At 69.4% G+C, this 19,336-nt stretch carries 18 protein-coding genes; 8 read left to right on the forward strand and 10 right to left on the reverse strand.

The genetic code is table 11. The features are described from left to right. Positions 1-73: 73 nt before the first annotated feature. Both FGD71_RS04320 and FGD71_RS04325 read right to left on the reverse strand, forming a co-directional pair. Entirely contained in the window at positions 74-1,111 is a 1,038-nt protein-coding gene (locus FGD71_RS04320) for a LacI family DNA-binding transcriptional regulator (RefSeq protein WP_119099026.1), read from the reverse strand. Next, complete coding sequence (locus FGD71_RS04325; RefSeq protein WP_119099027.1) at positions 1,108-3,522, reverse strand: glycoside hydrolase family 2 protein; 2,415 nt, start codon at positions 3,520-3,522, stop codon at positions 1,108-1,110. The genes FGD71_RS04320 and FGD71_RS04325 overlap by 4 nt, the downstream gene beginning before the upstream one ends. Positions 3,523-3,682: 160 nt before the next feature. Here FGD71_RS04325 and FGD71_RS04330 point away from each other — a divergent pair, with 160 nt between their 5' ends. The 3 genes from FGD71_RS04330 to FGD71_RS04340 are packed head-to-tail and all read left to right on the forward strand — an operon-like array spanning position 3,683 to position 6,806. Next, a complete protein-coding gene (locus tag FGD71_RS04330) occupies positions 3,683-5,032 on the forward strand; it encodes an ABC transporter substrate-binding protein (protein WP_119099028.1) in 1,350 nt (449 codons plus the stop codon). Then, a complete protein-coding gene (locus FGD71_RS04335) occupies positions 5,032-5,979 on the forward strand; it encodes a carbohydrate ABC transporter permease (protein ID WP_119099029.1) in 948 nt (315 codons plus the stop codon). The genes FGD71_RS04330 and FGD71_RS04335 overlap by 1 nt, the downstream gene beginning before the upstream one ends. Continuing rightward, positions 5,976-6,806 carry a carbohydrate ABC transporter permease gene (locus tag FGD71_RS04340; protein WP_119099030.1) on the forward strand — a complete coding sequence of 277 codons (831 nt, stop codon included), beginning with the start codon at positions 5,976-5,978 and terminating at the stop codon, positions 6,804-6,806. Before FGD71_RS04335 ends, FGD71_RS04340 begins: the two co-directional genes overlap by 4 nt. Here the strand turns inward: FGD71_RS04340 and FGD71_RS04345 are convergent. Further along, positions 6,784-8,064, reverse strand: coding sequence for an HRDC domain-containing protein (locus FGD71_RS04345; RefSeq protein WP_119099031.1), 1,281 nt, complete (start codon positions 8,062-8,064; stop codon positions 6,784-6,786). The two genes, FGD71_RS04340 and FGD71_RS04345, sit on opposite strands and share 23 nt — an antisense overlap. A gap of 232 nt (positions 8,065-8,296) precedes the next feature. Here FGD71_RS04345 and FGD71_RS04350 point away from each other — a divergent pair, with 232 nt between their 5' ends. Further along, positions 8,297-8,926, forward strand: coding sequence for a phosphotransferase-like protein (locus FGD71_RS04350; RefSeq protein WP_119099032.1), 630 nt, complete (start codon positions 8,297-8,299; stop codon positions 8,924-8,926). Between the two features lie 46 nt (positions 8,927-8,972). Further along, complete coding sequence (locus FGD71_RS04355) at positions 8,973-9,590, forward strand: LysE family translocator (RefSeq protein ID WP_119099033.1); 618 nt, start codon at positions 8,973-8,975, stop codon at positions 9,588-9,590. A gap of 152 nt (positions 9,591-9,742) precedes the next feature. Here FGD71_RS04355 and FGD71_RS04360 read toward each other — a convergent pair whose 3' ends face one another. Continuing rightward, the gene (locus tag FGD71_RS04360; protein ID WP_119099034.1) at positions 9,743-10,405 is read right to left on the reverse strand and encodes a helix-turn-helix transcriptional regulator; all 663 of its coding nucleotides are present in this window, start codon (positions 10,403-10,405) and stop codon (positions 9,743-9,745) included. A 293-nt stretch (positions 10,406-10,698) separates the two neighbouring features. Next, positions 10,699-11,367, reverse strand: coding sequence for a DUF3000 domain-containing protein (locus tag FGD71_RS04365; RefSeq protein WP_119099035.1), 669 nt, complete (start codon positions 11,365-11,367; stop codon positions 10,699-10,701). Between the two features lie 150 nt (positions 11,368-11,517). On the opposite strand from FGD71_RS04365, the gene hemE reads away from it, so the two are divergent. After that, positions 11,518-12,582, forward strand: a complete 1,065-nt coding sequence (hemE, locus tag FGD71_RS04370; protein ID WP_119099036.1) for a uroporphyrinogen decarboxylase — start codon at positions 11,518-11,520, stop codon at positions 12,580-12,582. A 135-nt stretch (positions 12,583-12,717) separates the two neighbouring features. Here the strand turns inward: hemE and FGD71_RS04375 are convergent, their stop codons facing one another. Continuing rightward, on the reverse strand, positions 12,718-14,160 hold the full coding sequence (locus tag FGD71_RS04375) for an MFS transporter (protein WP_119099037.1): 1,443 nt from the start codon (positions 14,158-14,160) through the stop codon (positions 12,718-12,720). Positions 14,161-14,365: 205 nt separating this feature from the next. After that, positions 14,366-14,530, reverse strand: coding sequence for a hypothetical protein (locus tag FGD71_RS48415; RefSeq protein WP_240436385.1), 165 nt, complete (start codon positions 14,528-14,530; stop codon positions 14,366-14,368). Positions 14,531-14,576: 46 nt separating this feature from the next. Between FGD71_RS48415 and FGD71_RS48420 the strand changes: the two genes are divergently transcribed. Continuing rightward, positions 14,577-14,846, forward strand: coding sequence for a DUF6153 family protein (locus tag FGD71_RS48420; RefSeq protein ID WP_240436386.1), 270 nt, complete (start codon positions 14,577-14,579; stop codon positions 14,844-14,846). 84 nt (positions 14,847-14,930) lie between these two features. Further along, positions 14,931-16,511: a multicopper oxidase family protein gene (locus FGD71_RS04385; protein ID WP_119099039.1), complete on the forward strand. Its 1,581-nt coding sequence runs from the start codon at positions 14,931-14,933 to the stop codon at positions 16,509-16,511. 137 nt (positions 16,512-16,648) lie between these two features. Here FGD71_RS04385 and FGD71_RS04390 read toward each other — a convergent pair whose 3' ends face one another. From FGD71_RS04390 to FGD71_RS04400, 3 genes are all read right to left on the reverse strand, one after another. Further along, positions 16,649-16,933: a hypothetical protein gene (locus FGD71_RS04390; protein WP_140935819.1), complete on the reverse strand. Its 285-nt coding sequence runs from the start codon at positions 16,931-16,933 to the stop codon at positions 16,649-16,651. A 439-nt stretch (positions 16,934-17,372) separates the two neighbouring features. Then, on the reverse strand, positions 17,373-18,236 hold the full coding sequence (locus FGD71_RS04395; protein ID WP_119099040.1) for a F510_1955 family glycosylhydrolase: 864 nt from the start codon (positions 18,234-18,236) through the stop codon (positions 17,373-17,375). Positions 18,237-18,268: 32 nt separating this feature from the next. Beyond that, on the reverse strand, positions 18,269-19,294 hold the full coding sequence (locus FGD71_RS04400) for a C40 family peptidase (RefSeq protein ID WP_119099041.1): 1,026 nt from the start codon (positions 19,292-19,294) through the stop codon (positions 18,269-18,271). Positions 19,295-19,336 lie beyond the last annotated feature (42 nt).

Raw genomic sequence — 19,336 nt, forward strand, 5'->3', positions numbered from 1 at the left:
TGAGCGCGCGCTCACCCTCATGCTACTTGCGGGTAACCATGCTGCACAGTCCCCCCGCCGGGAGCGGTGAAGGTCACACCTTCGGAGGCGCTGTGGATCCCCTCGGGGTCAGCACCGGTGTCGGTACGGGATGCGAGCCGGGCCCCTCTCCCGTGATCACCCCGAACAACGTGCGCGCCACGTCCGCCCCGAATCCGTGGACGTCATGGCTCATCGCCGACAGCGTCGGATGGGTGAGGCGGCACAACTGGGAGTCGTCCCAGGCGAGCAGCGAGACGTCGCCGGGGACGTTGAGGCCCATCTCGGAGGCGACCGAGAGCCCGGCCACGGCCATGATGTCGTTGTCGTACACGATCGCCGTCGGCCGGTCCGGCGGCGCGGCGCTCAGCAGCGACCGGGTGGCCCGCGCGCCCTCCTCCCCGGAGAAGTCGGTGGCGACCTGCCGCGCCCCGGCGATCCCGAGGGCCCGGGTGGCCTCGTCGAAGGCGGCCGTACGGATCGAGGTGTGCCCGAGCGCCGCCGCGCCGCCCACCCGGGCGATCCGCCGGTGGCCGAGCGCGGCGAGATAGCCCACGGCCTCCGTCACGGCGGTCGCGTCGTCGGTCCACACGGAGGTGAGGCTGCCGGTCAGGGAGGGATGCCCCACCGCGACGACCGGCAGCCCGAGGCGCTCCGCCGCGGGCACGCGCGGATCATCCGCGCGGAAGTCGACGAGGATCGACCCGCTCACCTGCTTCCCCCGCCACCACGCGTCCTGCAGCCCCACCTCCTCCTCCACGTTCCGGACCAGCCGCAGAAGCAGCGAACAGGAGCGTTCGGTCAGGACGCTCTCCACGCCGGAGACGAACTCCATATAGAACGGCTCGAGCCCGAGCAGCTGCGCCGGCCGGCAGATCGCGAGCCCGACCACGTCGACGCGTGAGCTGGACAGCGACCGGGCCGCGAGGTTCGGCGCCCAGCCCAACTCCCGGGCGGCCTCGAAGATCCGGTCCCTCGTCGCCTCGGACAGCCCCGGCTTGTGGTTGAAGGCGAGCGACACCGCCCCTTTGGACACCCCGGCACGCGCGGCGACGTCCTTGATGGTCACGCGGGGTGTCGGCGAGGTCGTCATCGGGTGGGCTCCACGCAGTACAGGGCGGCTCGTGCGGCAGCCGCGGCCGCATCGCCCCGAGTCTCCCAGCCGCGTACCGCCATGGTCACCTGCTCGCCGGGCAGCAGCGTGACCAGCCCCCGGTCGGTCGAGGCGGCGGGCGCCAGCCGGTCGGCCTGAAGAAGCAGATCCCGCACGAGGGTGTGGGCCGTCACGGTGACCTCGCCGGGCGCGACGGTCACGTCGAACCTCGGCCGCGGGTAAGGGACTTCACGGTCCGGCACGGGGAAGTACAGCGCCCGCAGCCCGTCGGCGTCCGCCACGAGGAACTCCTTCGGACCGGCGGGCTCCAGTTCCTTGGGCACGGGCGTGCGGGCGACCGCTCGCGCGCCGGCCGCGAGCTCCGAGGTCGTCTCGGCCACGACGCCGCCCTCGACGGACATCCGCCGCAGCGTGAGCGACGACGACCACGGGTCCGCGGACTGGTTGACGGCGGCCACCGTCAACCGCTGGTCACGGACTTGGAGGGTGAGCAGCCGGTCCGCGTACAGCCGCTTCAGCTCGTGGTACAGCGGTTTCTCCCGCCCGTCCCCGTCGATCGCCGCCCAGGACGTCACCGGCCAGCAGTCGTTGAGCTGCCACACGATCGTGCCCGCGCACACCGGCCAGTGCGAGCGCCAGTACTCGATCCCCGTGGCGACCGCCCGCGCCTGGTTGACCTGCGTGAGGTAGTGCCAGCGGTCGAAGTCCCCCTCGCTGAAGCCCCCTTCGGGCAGCGCGAAGTGATGTGCCAGACCGCGCTCCAGCTTGCCGTTCCCGTCGTCCGCCTTCTGGTGGTGCAGCATTCCGGGGGAGTCGGGGGCGAGCCGCTCACCCGGCAGCGCGCGCCGCAGTGTGGCGTACGCGGGCGGTGCCTGCCAGCCGAACTCGGCCACGAAACGCGGGACTTCGGACCGGTACGCGGCGTAGTCGAGGCGGTTCCACACATCCCAGGAGTGGTGCGTGCCGTGCGCGGGGTCGTTCGGGTGGTGGTCCCAGGAACCCGACCAGGGGCTGCCCGCCGTGTAGGGCCGTGTCGGGTCCGACTCGGCCACCACACGGGGCAGGACACCCAGGTAGTACCCCTCGCCCCACGAGTCCCCGGCCAGCCGCCCCTCCCAGCCCCAGTCCCTGAAGCCCCACAGGTTCTCGTTGTTGCCGTTCCACAGCACGAGCGAGGGATGCGGCATCAGCCGTACGACGTTCTCGCGCGCCTCCGCCTCCACCTCGCCGCGCAGGGGCTGCTCCTCGGGGTAGGCGGCGCAGGCGAAGGGGAAGTCCTGCCAGACGAGCAGGCCCAGCTCGTCGCAGGCGTCGTAGAAGTCCTCGCTCTCGTAGATCCCGCCGCCCCAGACGCGTACGAGGTCCACGCCGGCCTCGGCCGCCTGCGTGAGCCGGGTGCGGTAGCGCTCGCGGGTGATCCGGGACGGGAAGACGTCGTCGGGGATCCAGTTGACGCCCCGAGCGAAGAGTCGTTCGCCGTTGACGACAAGGGTGAAACCGGAGCCGTGCGCGTCGGCGCTCCGGTCCAGCTCGACGCTCCGGAAGCCGATGCGCCGGCGCCATGTGTCGAGCGGGCCGACCTCGCCGTGCAGCTCCAACTCCACCTCGTACAACGGCTGTTCGCCATAGCCCCGGGGCCACCACAGTGCGACGTCCGGCACTTGGAGGCGTACCAGACCGCTGGTGCCGTCGATCGTCGCCGATGCCCGCACCCCGCCGACCCGGGCCGTCACGGAGAGCTCCGCCTCGACCCTGGTCCGCTCGACGTCGACGTACAACTCGACGTGCCCCCGGGCCCTGCCGTCGGCCCGTCCGTCCTCGACCGTCACCAGCGGCCGCACGCGGGCGATCCGCGCGGTCGACCACCGCTCCAGCCGCACCGGCTTCCAGATGCCGGCCGTCACCAGTGTCGGGCCCCAGTCCCAGCCGAAGGAGCAGGCCATCTTGCGGAGGTACTGGAAGGGCTCGGGATACGCGTTCGGCCGCTCGCCGAGCCGCTCCCGCACCGCCTCGGCCTCGGTGTAGGCGGAGAGGAAGCGTACGGCGAGCGGGCCTTCGAGGCCCGTGACGTCGAAGCGGTGGGAGCGGTGCATGTTCCGTGCCCGGCCGAGGAGCTGGCCGTCGACACGGATCTCGGCGACCGTGTCCAGTCCGTCGAAGACGAGGTCGGTCTGCTCGTGCTCGCGCGCAGCGGCGTTCAGTGTCGTCTCGTACGTCCAGTCCCGCCGCCCCACCCACGCCACCTCGGCCTCGGCCAGGCCGAGGAAGGGGTCCGGGATGACCCCGGCGGCCAGCAGATCCGTGTGCACACAGCCCGGTACCGCCGCGGGGAGAGCGGCCCCGTCATGGCGAAGGGTCCAGCCCTCGGTGAGCGGTGTGACGTCCAGCATGCGCACTCCCTAAACCGGTATAGGCCTGTAGTAAGCCAGGCTGAGACATACTTTGGGCATCGTTGGCGAAATAGGGACTTTACCGGTTCAGTAACGGATGCCAGAGTGCCGAACCAGCCATCCCACTCGTGCTCATCCGTCCCTGAACGGAGCTGGTGCAATGAACCGCCGCACGGCACACCGCACACACCGCACGAAACGCCGCACGACACTCGCCGGAACACTTCTCGCCACCGCGCTGCTGGCCACGGCCTGCACCGGGAGCGGCGGCACGTCGAAGGGCGAGGACGCCCAGGCCCCCGACGACCCGAAGAGCGTGTCCGGGACGATCAAGGTGCTGACCCACCGGACCGACCTCGCGCAGGACGGCACGCTGAAGAAATACGCCGCCGAGTTCAACAAGACCCACCCGAAGGTCAAGGTCGAGTTCGAGGCCCTCACGGACTACGAGGGCGAGGTCAAGATCCGTATGAACACGGAGAACTACGGCGACGTCCTGATGATCCCCGCCGTGATCAAGAAGAACGACTACCCCAAGTTCTTCGCCTCCCTGGGAACGGTGGCCGAGCGCAGCAAGAAGTACCTCTTCACCGACTTCACCTCGGTCGAGGACAAGGTCTACGGACAGAGCCCGATGGGCGCGGTCCCCGGGTTCCTCTACAACAAGAAGGTCTGGAAGGCGGCCGGGATCACCGACTGGCCCACCACGCCCGCCGAGTTCATCGACGCGCTCAAGGCCGTCAAGTCCAAGACCGACGCGGTCCCGTACTACACGAACTTCAAGGACATGTGGCCGCTGAGCCAGTGGACGAGCGTCAACGGCTCGGTCGGCTGCGACACGCAGGCCACCACGCGGCTCGCGGAGGGCAACCCCTGGGCCAAGGGCGCCGACCTGCGGGTCGGTGACACGCTGCTGTACGACATCGTGCGCGAGGGACTGATCGAGAAGGACCCGACGACCACCAACTGGGAAGCGTCCAAGCCCAAGCTGGCGAAGGGCGACATCGCCACGATGTGGCTCGGCTCCTGGGCGGTCGTCCAGTTCCAGGCGGCGGCGAAGAAGGCCGGCACCAACCCCGACGACATCGGCTTCATGCCCTTCCCGGCCCAGGTGGACGGCACGTTCTGCGCGACCATGTCGCCCGACTACAACCAGGCCGTCAACGTCAACTCCGATCACAAGGAGGCGGCCCGCGCCTGGATCGACTGGTTCACCGACAAGTCCGGCTACGCGGAAGCGAACATGGCCCTCTCACCGGTCAAGGGCGCCCCGCTTCCCGAGGTGCTGAAGCCGTACGAGAAAGCGGGCGTGAAGCTCATCGAGCTCGACGACGCGCAGGGCGCGGCGGTCAAGGAGATCGACAACCAGTCGGAGGTCGGCATCAACAAGCCCGACTACCGCCAGGACCTCGTCGACCTCGCGCGCGGCGCCAAGAAGGGGAGCCTCGACGACTTCCTGGGCGACCTCGGCAAGCGCTGGACCGAGGCGGCCAAGACCGCGGGTTCGTGATGACGGACACGACGACCGAGAAGGTGGCGCGGCCGCACAGTGCCGCGCCACCCGTCCGCAAGACCCAGGCACCGCGCCAGGTGCGCCTGCGGCGTGGCCTCACGCCCTGGCTGTTCCTCGCCGCCCCGCTGATCCTGCTGATCACCTTCACGTACGCGCCCGTCGCCAACATGGTCGCGTACAGCTTCACCGACTGGGACGGCGTCAGCCCCGAACTCAGCTACACGGGCGCCGAGAACTACGCAGAAATCTTCACCAGGGCGGAGCTCTTCCAGGTCTTCTTCGTCAGCGGCTACTACCTCGCCGCCTCGGTGGTCCAGATCGCCGCCGCGCTCTACTTCGCGACCATCCTGAGCTTCAACGTCCGCTTCCGGAACTTCTTCAAGGGCGTGCTCTTCTTCCCGTACCTGATCAACGGGGTCGCGATCGGTTTCGTCTTCCTCTACTTCTTCCAGGACGGCGGAACCCTGGACTCGGTGCTGCGGCTGCTCGGCGTCGAGTCCGACCGGGCGTGGCTGGGCACGTCGACGTCGGCCAACGTCTCCCTGGCAGGCGTCTCCGTGTGGCGCTACATGGGCCTGAACTTCGTCCTCTTCCTGGGCGCGATCCAGTCCATACCGGGGGAGTTGTACGAGGCCGCCGAGCTGGACGGCGCCAGTCGCTGGCACCAGTTCCGGTACATCATCGCGCCCGGGATCCGGCCCGTACTGAGCCTGAGCGTGATCCTGTCGATCTCCGGGTCGCTCTCCGTCTTCGAGATCCCGTACATCATGACCGGCGGCGCGACCGGCACCGAGACCTTCGTGATCCAGACGGTGAAGCTGGCCTTCCAGTTCAACAAGACGGGGCTCGCCTCGGCGGCCGCGGTCGTACTGCTGCTGATCATCCTGGCGGTGACGTGGGTGCAGCGGCGGCTCGTTCCGGACGACAAGGTGGATCTCGTATGAGCCGTCGAGGTATCGCCCGCGCCCTCACCTATCTGTCACTGGTCGTCGCCAGTGTGGTCGTCCTGCTCCCGCTCGTCGTGGTCCTGCTGACCTCCCTCAAGTCCTCGGAGGAGATGGCGAACGACAGCAGCGCGCTCCAACTGCCCGAGAGCCTGCTCCATTTCGAGAACTATGTGACGGCGTTCCAGGACGGCGAGATGCTGGCGGCGTTCGGGAACACCGCGTTCATCCTGCTCTTCTCCGTCACCGGCACGGTGATCATCGGGTCGATGGCGGCGTACGCCATCGACCGCTTCACCTTCCGGTTCAAGAAGCTCGTCGTCGCGCTGTTCCTCGTCGCGACGCTGGTCCCGGGTGTCACGACCCAGGTGGCGACCTTTCAGATCGTCGACAGCTTTGGTTTGTTCGACACCCGGTGGGCGCCGATCGCGCTCTACATGGGCACGGACATCGTCTCGATCTACATCTTCCTGCAGTTCGTGCGGTCCATCCCGGTGTCCCTGGACGAGTCGGCACGGCTGGACGGCGCAGGCGCCTTCACGATCTACCGAAAGATCATCTTCCCGCTGCTGAAGCCCGCGATCGCGACGGTGGTCATCGTCAAGGGCATCACGGTCTACAACGACTTCTACATACCGTTCCTCTATATGCCGTCCGAGGACCTTGGCGTGATTTCGACGTCGCTGTTCCGCTTCAAGGGACCGTTCGGAGCGCACTGGGAGAACATCTCGGCCGGTGCGGTCCTCGTCATCCTCCCGACGCTGATCGTCTTCCTGTTCCTGCAGCGCTACATCTACAACGGCTTCACTCGGGGGGCGACGAAGTAAGGGCCGTCACCAGGACCGGGGCGACCTGAGCGATCTGCCAGGGCCGCGCCCCGTGTCCGGCGAGCGCGGCCGCGACCGAGGCGGCGTCCGGCACGGCGGGCGGTTCCCAGCACACGCGGCGGACGGTGTCCGGGGTGATCAGGTTCTCCTGCGGCATGTTCAGGGTCTCCGCGAGGGCCGACACCGCCGCGCGCGCGGCGGAGAGCCGGGCCGCGGCGGCCGGGTCCTTCTCGGCCCAGGCACGCGGTGGCGGGGGACCGGTCACCGGCTGGCCCGGCTGCGGCAGCTCGGAGTCCAGCAGGGCCTTCGCGCGGTCCACGGCGGCCTGCCACTGCTCCAGCTGCCGCCTGCCCATGCGGTGCCCGAAGCCGTTCAGCGCGGTGAGGGCGTGCACATTGGCGGGCAGGGCGAGCGCGGCCTCGACGATCGCCGCGTCACCGAGCACCTTGCCCGGCGAGACGTCCCGGCGCCGCGCGACCCGGTCCCGGGCCTGCCACAGTTCCCGTACGACGGCCATCTGCCGGCGGCGGCGCACCTTGTGCATGCCCGACGTGCGGCGCCACGGGTCCTTGCGGGGCTCCGGCGGGGGCGCCGAGGCGATCGCGTCGAACTCCTGGATGGCCCACTCCAGCTTGCCCTGCCGGTCGAGGTCCTTCTCCAGCGCGTCCCGCAGGTCGACGAGCAACTCCACATCGAGCGCGGCATAGCGCAGCCACGGCTCCGGCAGGGGACGCGTCGACCAGTCGACCGCGGAGTGCCCCTTCTCGAGGACGAAGCCCAGGACGCCCTCGACCATCGCGCCGAGACCCACGCGCGGGAACCCGGCGAGCCGTCCGGCCAGCTCGGTGTCGAAGATGCGGCTGGGGATCATGCCTATCTCGCGGAGACAGGGCAGGTCCTGCGTGGCGGCGTGCAGTACCCACTCCACACCGGAGAGCGCCTCGCCGAGTCCGGACAGATCGGGGCAAGCGACGGGATCGATGAGCGCGGTGCCCGAGCCCTCACGGCGCAACTGCACCAGATAGGCCCGCTGGCCGTAGCGGTAACCGGAGGCGCGCTCGGCGTCGACGGCGACGGGGCCGCTCCCGGCGGCGAACGCGGCGATCACCTCGGCGAGCGAGGCCTCGTCGGCGATCACGGGCGGAATTCCGTCGCGGGGCTCGAGCAACGGGATCGGCGCCGTTTCGACGTCGTCCGGAGGAGCGCCTCCGGTGGTTCGCAGTGAGCTGTCTGCTGCGGTCTCTTGGGCGTCGGTCACCCGTCAAGGGTATCCGTACTGAGCGGTCTCCTGACCTGCACTTTCGGACGAAGCTCCGACTGACCTGCGGAAACGGGTTCTCGAGACTTGTCCCGGTTTCCGGGTTTTTCCCGCCCCCTGCGGCATGCACGCGGCCCCTACTTGGTCGGCTTACCCTCGCTCTGTTCCGGCCTCAGGCGCGCCGGCCAACTCCAGCGCCTGAGCGGCCCACTGCGGACGGAAGGATCACACCATGGCAACCGAGGCGGCTGCGGACACGGCCGACCCGGCGCACGCGCGCATCCCCGGCACCCCGGCCGGGGGCACGGTCATCCTGCTCAACGGGACGTCCAGCTCCGGCAAGTCCAGCATCGCCCGCGCACTCCTCGGCATCCTCGACGGAACGTGGTTTCACATGCCGGTGGACGCCTTTCACGCCATGCGCTGCGAGCGCCCCATAGCCGACGAGGACCTCCAGCCCGAGATCGACCGCACCGTCAAGGGCTTCCACCGCGCGGTCGCCGGTATGGCCGCGGGTGGCAACAACCTCGTGGTCGACCATCCGCTCAGCCGCCGCTGGCGGCTGCTGGATCTCCTTGATCTGCTGGTGCCCGAAGACGTGGTCTTCATCGCGGTCCGCTGCCCGCTGCCCGAGCTGGAACGCCGTGAGGCCGCGCGCGGCGACCGGCAGCCGGGACTGGCCGCCATGCAGTACAGCCAGGTGCACTCCCACGAACTGCACGACCTCGCTGTGGACACCAGCCGCCACACCCCGGAGGAATGTGCCCTTCGCATCCGCGGCTTCCTGTCGGAGCGGCCGAGCCCCACCGCCTTCGCAACGCTCCAACGGGCCCTGCGGAAACCGGCTGCCGGCCGAGGGTGATCGTTGTCACAGCTTGGATGTGATCGTTCCGCAGCAGACTGGCCCCATGTGGACACAGACAGCCGCGGCGCTCGGAGTGCTCGCCCTGTTGACCGTGGTGCCAGGGCCGGACATGGCCGTGGTCACCAAGCACGCGATGGCTTCCGGCAGGGCGGAGGCCCTGCGCACCGCCGCCGGCATCACCGCCGGGCTGCTGGTGTGGGGCGTGTTCACCGTCGCCGGGCTTTCGGCCGTCCTCGCGGCCTCGGCGGAGGCGTACTTCGCCGTCAAGATCCTGGGCGCCGCGTACCTTGTCTTCCTCGGTCTGCAGGCCCTGTGGCAGAGCCGCCGCTCCGCGCCGCGGAGCGCCGCGCCGGCGGCCACCGGATCGGGGCACGCGTTCCTGACGGGCCTGACCACCAACGTCCTCAACCCGAAGATCGCGGTCTTCTACACCGGTCTGCTGCCGACCCTGGCCCCGGACGTACTGCCCACGGCGGCCGGTATGGGACTGCTGGTTCTGCTGCACGCGGCACTGACCCTGACCTGGCTCGGCGGATACGTCTATCTGCTCTCCAGGGCGCGCTCGGTCTTCGAACGGCCCCGCGTCCGGCGCCTGCTGGACCGGGTGGCGGGCGTGGTGCTCATCGGCTTCGGCGCGCGGGTCGCCGCGGAAGCCAACTGAGGATCCGGCCGCGAGCAGTGCGGTCCCGAAGAGGTCCGTGCATGGACAACGCCCGTCGACGGAACGTTCCGTCCACGGGCGTTTGAGCGGGCAAACCAGTCAGGTAGGTGAATGGATCCGGGTTGGGGTCGGTGAATTGAGTCTGGTCGCGGTCAGTGGATGATCCCGGTCCGCAGTGCCACCGCCACCATGCCGGCACGGTCGCCCGTGCCGAGCTTGCGGGCGATGCGGGCCAGGTGGCTTTTGACGGTCAGTGCGGACAGGCCCATCGAGACGCCGATGGCCTTGTTCGACTGGCCCTCCGCCACCAGCCGCAGCACCTCGACCTCGCGGCCGGACAGTTCGCGGTAGCCGCCCGGGTGGCTCGGGGCGCCCGGGGGGCGGCGGTGCATACGGGCGGCGACGGAGCCGATGGGGGCGGCGCCCGGCCGGGTGGGGAGCCCGATGTTCGTACGGGTGCCGGTGACGACGTAACCCTTCACACCGCCCGCGAGGGCGTTGCGTACGGCGCCGATGTCGTCGGCGGCGGACAGGGCCAGGCCGTTGGGCCAGCCCGCGGCTCGGGTCTCGGAGAGGAGGGTGAGGCCGGAACCATCCGGCAGGTGGACTTCCGCGACGCAGATGTCACGGGGGTTGCCGATGCGGGGACGAGCCTCCGCGACGGACGAGGCCTCGATCACGTCGCGTACACCGAGCGCCCACAAGTGGCGGGTGACGGTGGAGCGCACGCGGGGATCGGCCACGACCACCATCGCGGTCGGCTTGTTCGGGCGGTAGGCGACCAGGCTTGCGGGCTGCTCGAGGAGAACGGACACCAGGCCTCCTGGGGTGCGGGACGGGACCGGCCTGGGGGCAAGCCGGAACGAACCGTTGCTTTCAAGGTCACAAGGGTCTTCGGCACCAAACCCGTCTGCCTTTAGAGAATGATCACGATTTGGTGAGTAACAATCCGTGCAATTCGGACGCGCGATCGATCAGTCGAAGATCGAACGAGTTCGCTCCGCTTCGTTATGAGGCTGAAAGTGGCCGTATCGACAAAGAGGTTGGCCCGCTCAGGGCGCGGGGGCGCTGCGATTGTCGTACGGCGGAATGCGGTGGAATGCGGCGCTCAGCGGGGCTGGGGGCCGCGGCGCTGGGGGAGCGTCACCACCGACGCGTCGCCCGGCGCGACCGGGGGCAGTCCCGCGACCTGGCACAACAGGTCGCACCATGCGGCAAGGTGGGACGCCGCGTCCGGGACACCGCCGAGCCCCTCGCGGGGGGTCCACGACGCGCGGATCTCGATCTGGGAGGTGGACGGGCGTTCCGCGAGGCCGCCGAAGTAGTGGGAGCTCGCGCGGGTGACGGTGCCGCCGGGTTCGCCGTACGACAGGCCGCGGGCCCGGAGCGCGCCGGTCAGCCAGGACCAGCAGACGTCGGGCAGCAGCGGATCGGCGGCCATCTCCGACTCCAGTTCCGCGCGGACCAGGGTGACCAGACGAAAGGACCCCTGCCAGGCTTCGTGGCCCGCCGGGTCGTGGAGGAGGATGAGGCGGCCGTCCGCGAGGTCCTCGTCGCCGTCGAGGACCGTGGCCTCCAGCGCGTGCGCGAACGGGGCGAGCCGCTGCGGCGCCCGGGTCGGGTCGAGCTCGATCTCCGGCCTCGGCCGTGCGGCCTTGAGCGCCTCGACGGCCGTACGGAAGGGCAGCGGAGCCGCGTCCGTACCATTGCGCTCCCCCTCTCCCGCCTCGTCCATCCCGTCAGCGCCGTCCGACAGTCGTCCTTGAGCCGCAGCCATGCGGGGAAGGTTAAGGGGAACGAAGCCTTCGTGCAGGGAGAGACACCCGTGCACCCGGCCACTGTCCGGATCACGCCCCCTCAAACACGCCCCTGCGCTCCTGTGGGACCCAGGCTTGAGGTGTTTCCAGGGCGTGCGAGACTTTTCGACGTGAACGCCAACGACCGCCCCCTGGGCCAGCCGACAGCCACGTACGAATCCGTCTTCATGAAGGCGTGCCGGCGTGAGAGCGTGCCGCACACGCCGGTGTGGTTCATGCGGCAGGCCGGGCGTTCCCTGCCCGAGTACCGCAAGGTGCGTGAGGGCATCCCCATGCTCGAGTCGTGTATGCGGCCCGAGTTGGTCGCGGAGATCACGCTGCAGCCGGTGCGCCGGCACAACGTCGACGCGGCGATCTACTTCAGCGACATCGTCGTACCGCTCAAGGCCATCGGCGTCGACCTCGACATCAAGCCGGGCGTCGGCCCGGTGGTCGAGAACCCGATCCGCTCCCGCGCGGACCTCGCGCAGCTGCGCGACCTGACGCCCGAGGACGTCTCGTACATCACCGAGGCGATCGGACTGCTCACCGCCGAACTCGGCGAGACCCCGCTCATCGGCTTCGCCGGCGCGCCCTTCACGCTCGCGAGCTATCTCGTGGAGGGCGGTCCCTCACGCAACCACGAGCACACCAAGGCACTGATGTACGGCGACCCGCAGCTGTGGGCCGACCTGCTCGACCGGCTCGCGGAGATCACGGCGACGTTCCTGAAGGTGCAGATCGAGGCGGGAGCCTCCGCCGTCCAGCTCTTCGACTCCTGGGTCGGCGCCCTCGCCCCCGCCGACTACCGGCGCTCGGTCATGCCCGCCTCCACCAAGGTGTTCCAGGCCGTCGAGGGGTACGGAGTTCCGCGCATCCACTTCGGCGTCGGCACCGGCGAGCTGCTCGGCCTCCTGGGAGAGGCGGGCGCGGACGTCGTCGGCGTCGACTGGCGCGTCCCGCTGGACGAGGCCGCCCGCCGTGTCGGCCCGGGCAAGGCGCTCCAGGGCAACCTCGACCCCGCCGTCCTCTTCTCCTCCACCGAGGCCGTCGAGACCAAGACCCAGGAGGTCCTCGACGCCGCCGCGGGCCTGGAGGGCCACATCTTCAACCTCGGCCACGGCGTCCTGCCGAGCACGGACCCGGACGCGCTGACCCGACTCGTGGAGTACGTCCACACACGGACCGCCCGCTAGTCGCCCGCCAGGGCCTGTCCGGCGGATCAGGGCAATGAACCCGTGGGCACGATAAGGGGGCCGCTCGATGTCTTGCTGAGACATCGGGCGGCCCCTGGTTGAGGTGTCGCATGAGGTTGCCGGGCAGCCCATCGGCTAGACGCCGACCTGCTCGCCCTTGGCCGCCGGTGCGGACGCCTGCTGTGCGGCGGCTGCGGCCTTGTCGCCGCGCATCACGAGGAGGGTGATGAGACCGCCGGCGGCGGCGACCGCGGCGGCGCCCAGGAACGCGGCACTGAAGCCGTCGGTGAGCGCCGGCAGGTTGCCCAGCTGTCCCGCGCCCTGCGAGGTGGCGAGAGCGGTCAGGGTCGCCAGACCGAGGGCCGAGCCGACCTGGTAGGTGGTGTTGACGATGCCGGAGGCCAGGCCCGCCTGCTCCTGCGGGGCACCGGACATGGCGGCCATCATCGCCGGGATGTACGCCAGCGACATGCCGAGCGCCGCGACGAGCGAGGCCGGCAGGACGTCGACGGCGAAGGTGCCGGTCGGTTCGACGGCCGAGAGCCACAGCAGGCCGAGGGCGAGGACCAGCAGGCCGCCGCCGATGAGCGGCTTGGCGCCGAACCTGGCGAGCAGCTTCGCCGTGATCGCCGTCATGAAGATCATCAGCAGGACGGTCATCGGCAGCAGCGCCGCGCCGGAGGCGAAGGCCCCGTAGCCGAGGACCTGTTGCAGGTAGAGGTTGAGGAAGTACCACATCGGGATCCAGGCGGCGCCCAGCAGCGTCATCGCCAGGTTGGCCGAGCCGAGGCGCGGCACCCGCCAGATGCCGAGCGGCATGAGCGGCCGGCGCACCGACTTCTGGATCACGAAGAACACGGCCAGCAGGGCGGCAGCACCTCCCAGCTGGAGAACGGTGACGGTCGAGCCCCAACCGACGTGCTCCGCGCGGACGATGGCGAACACCGCGAGCGCGAGGCCGGCGGTGACGGAGGCGGCCCCGAGCACGTCCACCGCGCCACGGCGAGACTCGACGGCGGGCAGCAGCTTGGTGGCGGCGAGCGTGGCGACGCCGATCGGGACGTAGATGATGAAGATCCACGGCCAGCTCAGCCACTCGGTGAACACACCGCCGAGGAACACGCCGGCGGTGCCGCCCGCGGGGGCCGCCGCGCCGTAGAGCGCCATGGCCTTGCCGAGCTCCTTCGGGTCGTGAGCGAAGAGCATCATCAGCAGCGTCATGGCGGCCGGCGCGATGAGGGCGCCGCCGACTCCCTGCACGGCGCGGCCCACGACCTCGACCCAGGCGGTCTGCGCGGCGGCGGCCACGATCGAACCCGCGATCAGGACGACCCAGCCGGCGTTGAAGACCTTCCGGGCGCCGAGCAGGTCGGAGAGGCGTCCGCCGAGCAGAAGCAGTCCGCCGAAGGCGATGACGTAGGCGTTGAAGACCCACTGTAACTCGCCCTGGGAGAAGCCGAGTTCACGCTGCATTTCGGGGAGCGCGACCCCGATGATGCTCGTGTCCATGATCACCATGAACTGAGCGGCGGCAAGCACGATCAGTGCCCACCAGCGCCGGGGACTGACAGTTGACATGGTCCTACCCCTTTCTTTCCCATACCCCTAGGGGGTATCTCTGGAGCGGGACTGTAACATACCCCATGGGGGTATGCAATGGAGTCATTGCCGTCGCCTTCAACTGCTGCGAGCGGCGAGGCTGTAAGGTACCCCCAGGGGGTAGAATGCGGCTCCGGTGACCAGTCAGCACGGCACAGGTGGAACTCATGGTGATACGGGCAGCTCACGGCGGCGGTATGGCCGTCCGCTGGGCGTACGGGGCGTCCCTCACCCTGTGCGTCGCGCTGGCTGTACTCCTCCACCACGAGACGTCCATGACGTCCGTGACGTCCGTGACGTCCGTGACGTCCATGACGTCCATGACGTCCATGACGTCCGCGTCGCCCATGTCGACCTCCTTCCCTGTGCCGGCTCCTGCCCACGCGGCTCATGCGATGGCGAAGACGGCTCATGTGATGGAGGGTGACGCGGCATCTTCCGCATCGGAATCGTCCACGCACGGCGTGGATTCCGGCGCCTGCGCCATGTCCGGCATGCAGCACTGCACCACCGCGAGTGTCGTTTCCGTACAACTGGCCGTGCCGGGCCAGAGCGCGCTCGACCCGCCCGCGGACCCGGAACTGGCGGCCGCGGGCCGTGCCCCCGCCAGTGCGGTGGGCCGTGCCCCGCCCGATCTGTCCGTCCTCTCGCAACTGCGCATTTAGGCCACGCCGGACGGCGCGTGACCGCGTGATGTGCCGTCCCTCCGTGACCGCATCGGCAGTTTCGAGACAGAGGACACAACACAAATGGACAGCATCAACCGCCGCTCCGTCCTGCTCGCCGGACTGGGATCCGCAGGCGCCGGAGTGCTCGCCGCCTGCACCAATGGGGGTGGCTCCAGCGGCAGCAACGCTCTGATCAACCCCTCCGGCTCGGCAGTCGCCGCTACCGAGAAGAAGCGCAAGAGCACCGGACGCCAGCAGAAGGTCACCCTGACGGCCGCACCGGCCATGATCGATCTGGGTGGCGGCGTCATGCCCAAGACCTGGGCCTACGACGGACGCACCCCGGGCAAGGAGATCCGCCTCTCCGTCGGCGACACCCTGGTCGCCGAGTTGTCGAACCAGCTCCCGAACGAGCCCACCACGTCCATCCACTGGCACGGCATCGCCATGCGCAACGACATGGACGGCGTCCCGCCCACCACCCAGACTGCCGTGCGGGCCGGCTCCACCTTCACGTACAAGTTCATCGCCGACGCCCCGGGCACGTACTTCTTCCACCCCCACGTCGGCGTCCAGCTCGACCGCGGCCTGTACGCCCCGCTGATCGTCGAAGACCCCAAGGAAACCCTCGACTACGACGACGAGTGGGTCGTCCTCCTCGACGACTGGGTCGACGGCGTCACCGGCACCCCCGACGAGGTCTTCGCCGAGCTCAGGCAGGGCATGGGCGGCATGGAGGGCCACGGCATGGGGGACATGGGCGGGATGGACATGGGTGCTTCGCCGACCCCCTCGGCCTCCGCCTCCTCCGATGGAGGGTCGATGAAGTTCATGCTCATGGGCGCCGAAAGCGACCTGCTCGGCGGCGACGCCGGCGACGTGGAGTACCCGCACCACCTCGTCAACGGCCGGGTGGCGAAGGACCCGGACGTCTACACCGGCAAGCCCGGCAAGAAGGTGCGGCTGCGGATCATCAACGCAGGCGGAGACACCGCGTACCGGGTGGCCCTCGGCGGCCACAAGCTGACCATCACCCAAACCGACGGCTTCCCGGTCCAGCACCAGGAGGTGGACGCCCTGCTGGTCGGCATGGGTGAGCGCTACGACGTCCTCGTCACCCTCGGCGACGGGGTCTTCCCGTTCGTCGCCGTGGCTGAGGGCAAGGACGCGAACGGCTTCGCTCTCGTGCGCACGGGCTCAGGGAGCACGCCGTCCGCGACCGTCCGCCCGAAGGAACTCGACGGCGTGATCGTGTCCGCGTCCCAGCTGCGGGCGGCCGACGATGTAAGGCTCACGTCCGCCAAGACCGACGTCACGCACCAGATCAAGCTGACCGGCGGCATGATGAAGTACAACTGGGCCATCAACGGCAAGCCGTTCACCATGAATGATCCCCAGGCGAACCCGATCCTCATCGAGCAAGGGCAGCGCGTACGGCTCGACTTCGTCAACGACACCGACATGTGGCACCCGATGCACCTGCACGGCCACACCTACCAACTCGGCACCGCTGGGCCGCGCAAGGACACCTCGATCGTGCTGCCCAAGAAGAAGCTGTCCGTCTACTTCGACGCCGACAACCCCGGCCAGTGGATGCTGCACTGCCACAACGCGTACCACGGTGAGGCCGGGATGATGGCGAACGTGGCCTATCGAGCCTGACCCTCCGACCGCGCGGCATTGGTGCCACCGGCCCTCGCGCTGTGTGTCCGGACGGGCTCATCGACTGCCGGTGGGCGCGTCCGGACACGTTGGAGGGTGAGCCCACTTCTCGGGGTATGCAGTCGACGGAGTAGCCGCTAGTCAGCGCCTCCTTGGTCACGGCGGCTTTCGCCCTCGTGCGGATGGCGTTGAGGGCTTGGCGCCAGGGGCTCTCCCTGTCTGCGCTGTCGCCGTTCTCTCCATGCCAGTTCTGCGGTCAGGCCCAGCACGAGGGCGACGACCAGCACCATCGCTATGACGCCGAGTGTGGAAAATCCTGACAGGAGCCCGCCCTGCTCGTCCTTGACGTCTGATGCGAGATGCATGGCATCGGTCATGCTGCTGGCAGTGCAGCCGGTGCAGGCGTCACTGAATCCGGTCATGTCCCCTCCGGTTCCCCCCTGGACGGGGGCGATCCCTACGCTACCCGAATTCTTCTAAGATTCTTAGTAGATGTGGGGCTCAGGTGCCTGGTGGCTCACTGGCTGGGCCAAAGCCCCCAGCGGCAGGGTGTGGTGATGAGGTTCGGTCAGCGGGGGCAGGGGCCGGTGCGCAGTCGGGAGAAGAGCCGAGCGCACTCAGTGATCAGAGTGCCGTGCGCGATGGCTGTGGTGCCCGCGCCGACTTGTTCTTGGCTTCCCGTCGTCGGGCACGGCGTGTGTGTCGCGCAGTCCGGACAACGTGACCGTCACGAGACGATCGGCCGCCGCTTCTCGCAGGCAGCAGGAGGCGCATCGGCAGCGGCCTGACGTACGTGGCGATCAGTCGACGGGGCCGGCAGCTCCTTGAACAAGCGGAACTGACAGCGTTCCGGTCGCGGAGTCAGGAGGCGAGCGGCGCGAGTTCGGTGAACGTCTTGCCGCCGTCGCGGGACTCGTACACGCCGTCCTGGGTCGCGGCGAGGATGCGTTCGGCGTTCACGGCGGTCAGTGCCTGGGGCCGGCCGCCGGGCACGGTTGCGAGCTGCTGCCATGTCTTGCCGCTGTCACTGCTGCGGCTCAGCTTTCCGGACAAGTCGATGCCGAACAGGGACTCGTCCGCGGGCCAGGACGCGAACGCCTGCACGGGCTCGGTGGCCTCGCCGAAGGTGCGCCCGCCGTCCGTGCTGGCCACGACACCGTCGGCCGTGGTGGCCAGTAGTGTGTCCCCGTCCGGGTTCACCGCCAGGTCGAGTGCCTCCAGCGAGGCCCTGTCGTCCCAGCTCTTGAGGTCACGGCTGACCCGGATCCGACCGCCCTCGTATCCGTAGACCGTTCCCCTCACCGACTCCAGGGAGTGGAAGTCGGCGTCCCCCTCCAGCGACCGGGCCGTCCATGTCCGGCCCGCGTCAGTGCTCTGGATCAGGCCGAGGTTTCCCGGGCGGCCGCTGCCCTCGGCGCCGTGTCCGCTGGCGATGAGGGTGCTCTCGTCGGCCACGGTGAAGCCCATGAAGTCGTCCTTGCGGTCGCCGACGAGCTTCGGCTGCCGCCCCTCAGCCACCGTATACAGGCCGTCGTGGGTCGCGACGTACACACCGCTGTCCGCCGGGCCGACGCCGAGGCCATGGACATGGGACAGCTCCGCCCCCTCCGACCCCCTGCCCGTGTCGGACCCCTCACCCCCGCAGGCGGCGAGGAGCAGGGCGGCGAGAGCCGTACCCGCGGTGGTGAGAGGCGCGCGGGCAGGTGGACGGCGGTGGGCGGTCACGGAAGTTCCTTGGACGGTACGAACGTTGGTGCTCAGGGCCGGCTTGCGGCGAAGAACGGCATGGAGTCCAGCGGGACGATCTCGATGTTCTTGCCGGTGCGCGGTGCGTGGATGGCCTTGCCGTTGCCGACGTACATGCCGTTGTGCTGGTTGTCGTTGTACCAGTAGATGATGTCGCCGGGCTGCAGGTCAGATCTGGCCACCTTGCGGCCGGCGTCGTACTGCTGCTTGACGGTGCGAGGCAGCGAGACGCCCGCCGCGCGCCAGGAGGCGCCCGTGAGCCCCGAGCAGTCGAAGGAGTCGGGGCCGGTCGAGCCCCACTCATAGGGCTTGCCGAGCTGCGCGTACGCGAAGTCGAGTGCGGCCTTGGCGCGGCCGCTGGCCGGGCCGTTGTAGGTGGCGGCGCTGTCGCTGGCTCCCGCGGCGACGTCGTCGCGCTTCTGATCGGCTTCCATCTTGGCGCGCTGTGCGGCCGTCAGGCTGTTCAGGAGCTTGCGCGCCTTCGCGAGCTTGTCCTGGACCTCGTTCTTCTTCTTGCCGGCCTGGGTGCGCGTCTCCTCCAGGGCCTTCAGGCGCTTCTGGGCGGCCTCTCGCTCCTGAGTGAGTTCGCGCTGCTTGGTCTGCATCGCACGCAGGGATTCGGCCTGCCTGTTGCTCGTACGGTCGAGCATCTCGGCCTGGTCGAGATAGCTGTCCGGGTCGCCGGACAGAAAGAGCCGCACGCTCGGGTCGACGCCGCCGCTGCGGTACTGCGCGGCCGCCAACGGGCCTATCGCCTCGCGCAGTTCGTTGATCTCCTGTTGCTTGCGAGCCAGGCGGTCCTGCGCACGGTCGGCCTCGCGCTGCAGTTTCTTCTGCTCTTCGCTGATGGCGTTGTACTCCTCGGTGGGGGCCTCGGCCTCCTCGTAGAGCTTCTCCACCTGCTTGCGTACCTCGTCCACCGTGGGCTTGGGGGCCGCCTGGCTCTGCGTCGGCAGGAGGCTCACGGCGCCGGCGGCCATGCCGAGCGTGGCGATCCGGGCGCGGCTGGGCGGCTTCGGCCGACGGTGCGTTCCCATGCTCGGGCGACTCCTCTGCGCGTCTGCGGACAAGGCGACGGT

It is taken from the genome of Streptomyces sporangiiformans (assembly GCF_005768555.2).
GTDB lineage: Bacteria > Actinomycetota > Actinomycetes > Streptomycetales > Streptomycetaceae > Streptomyces > Streptomyces sporangiiformans.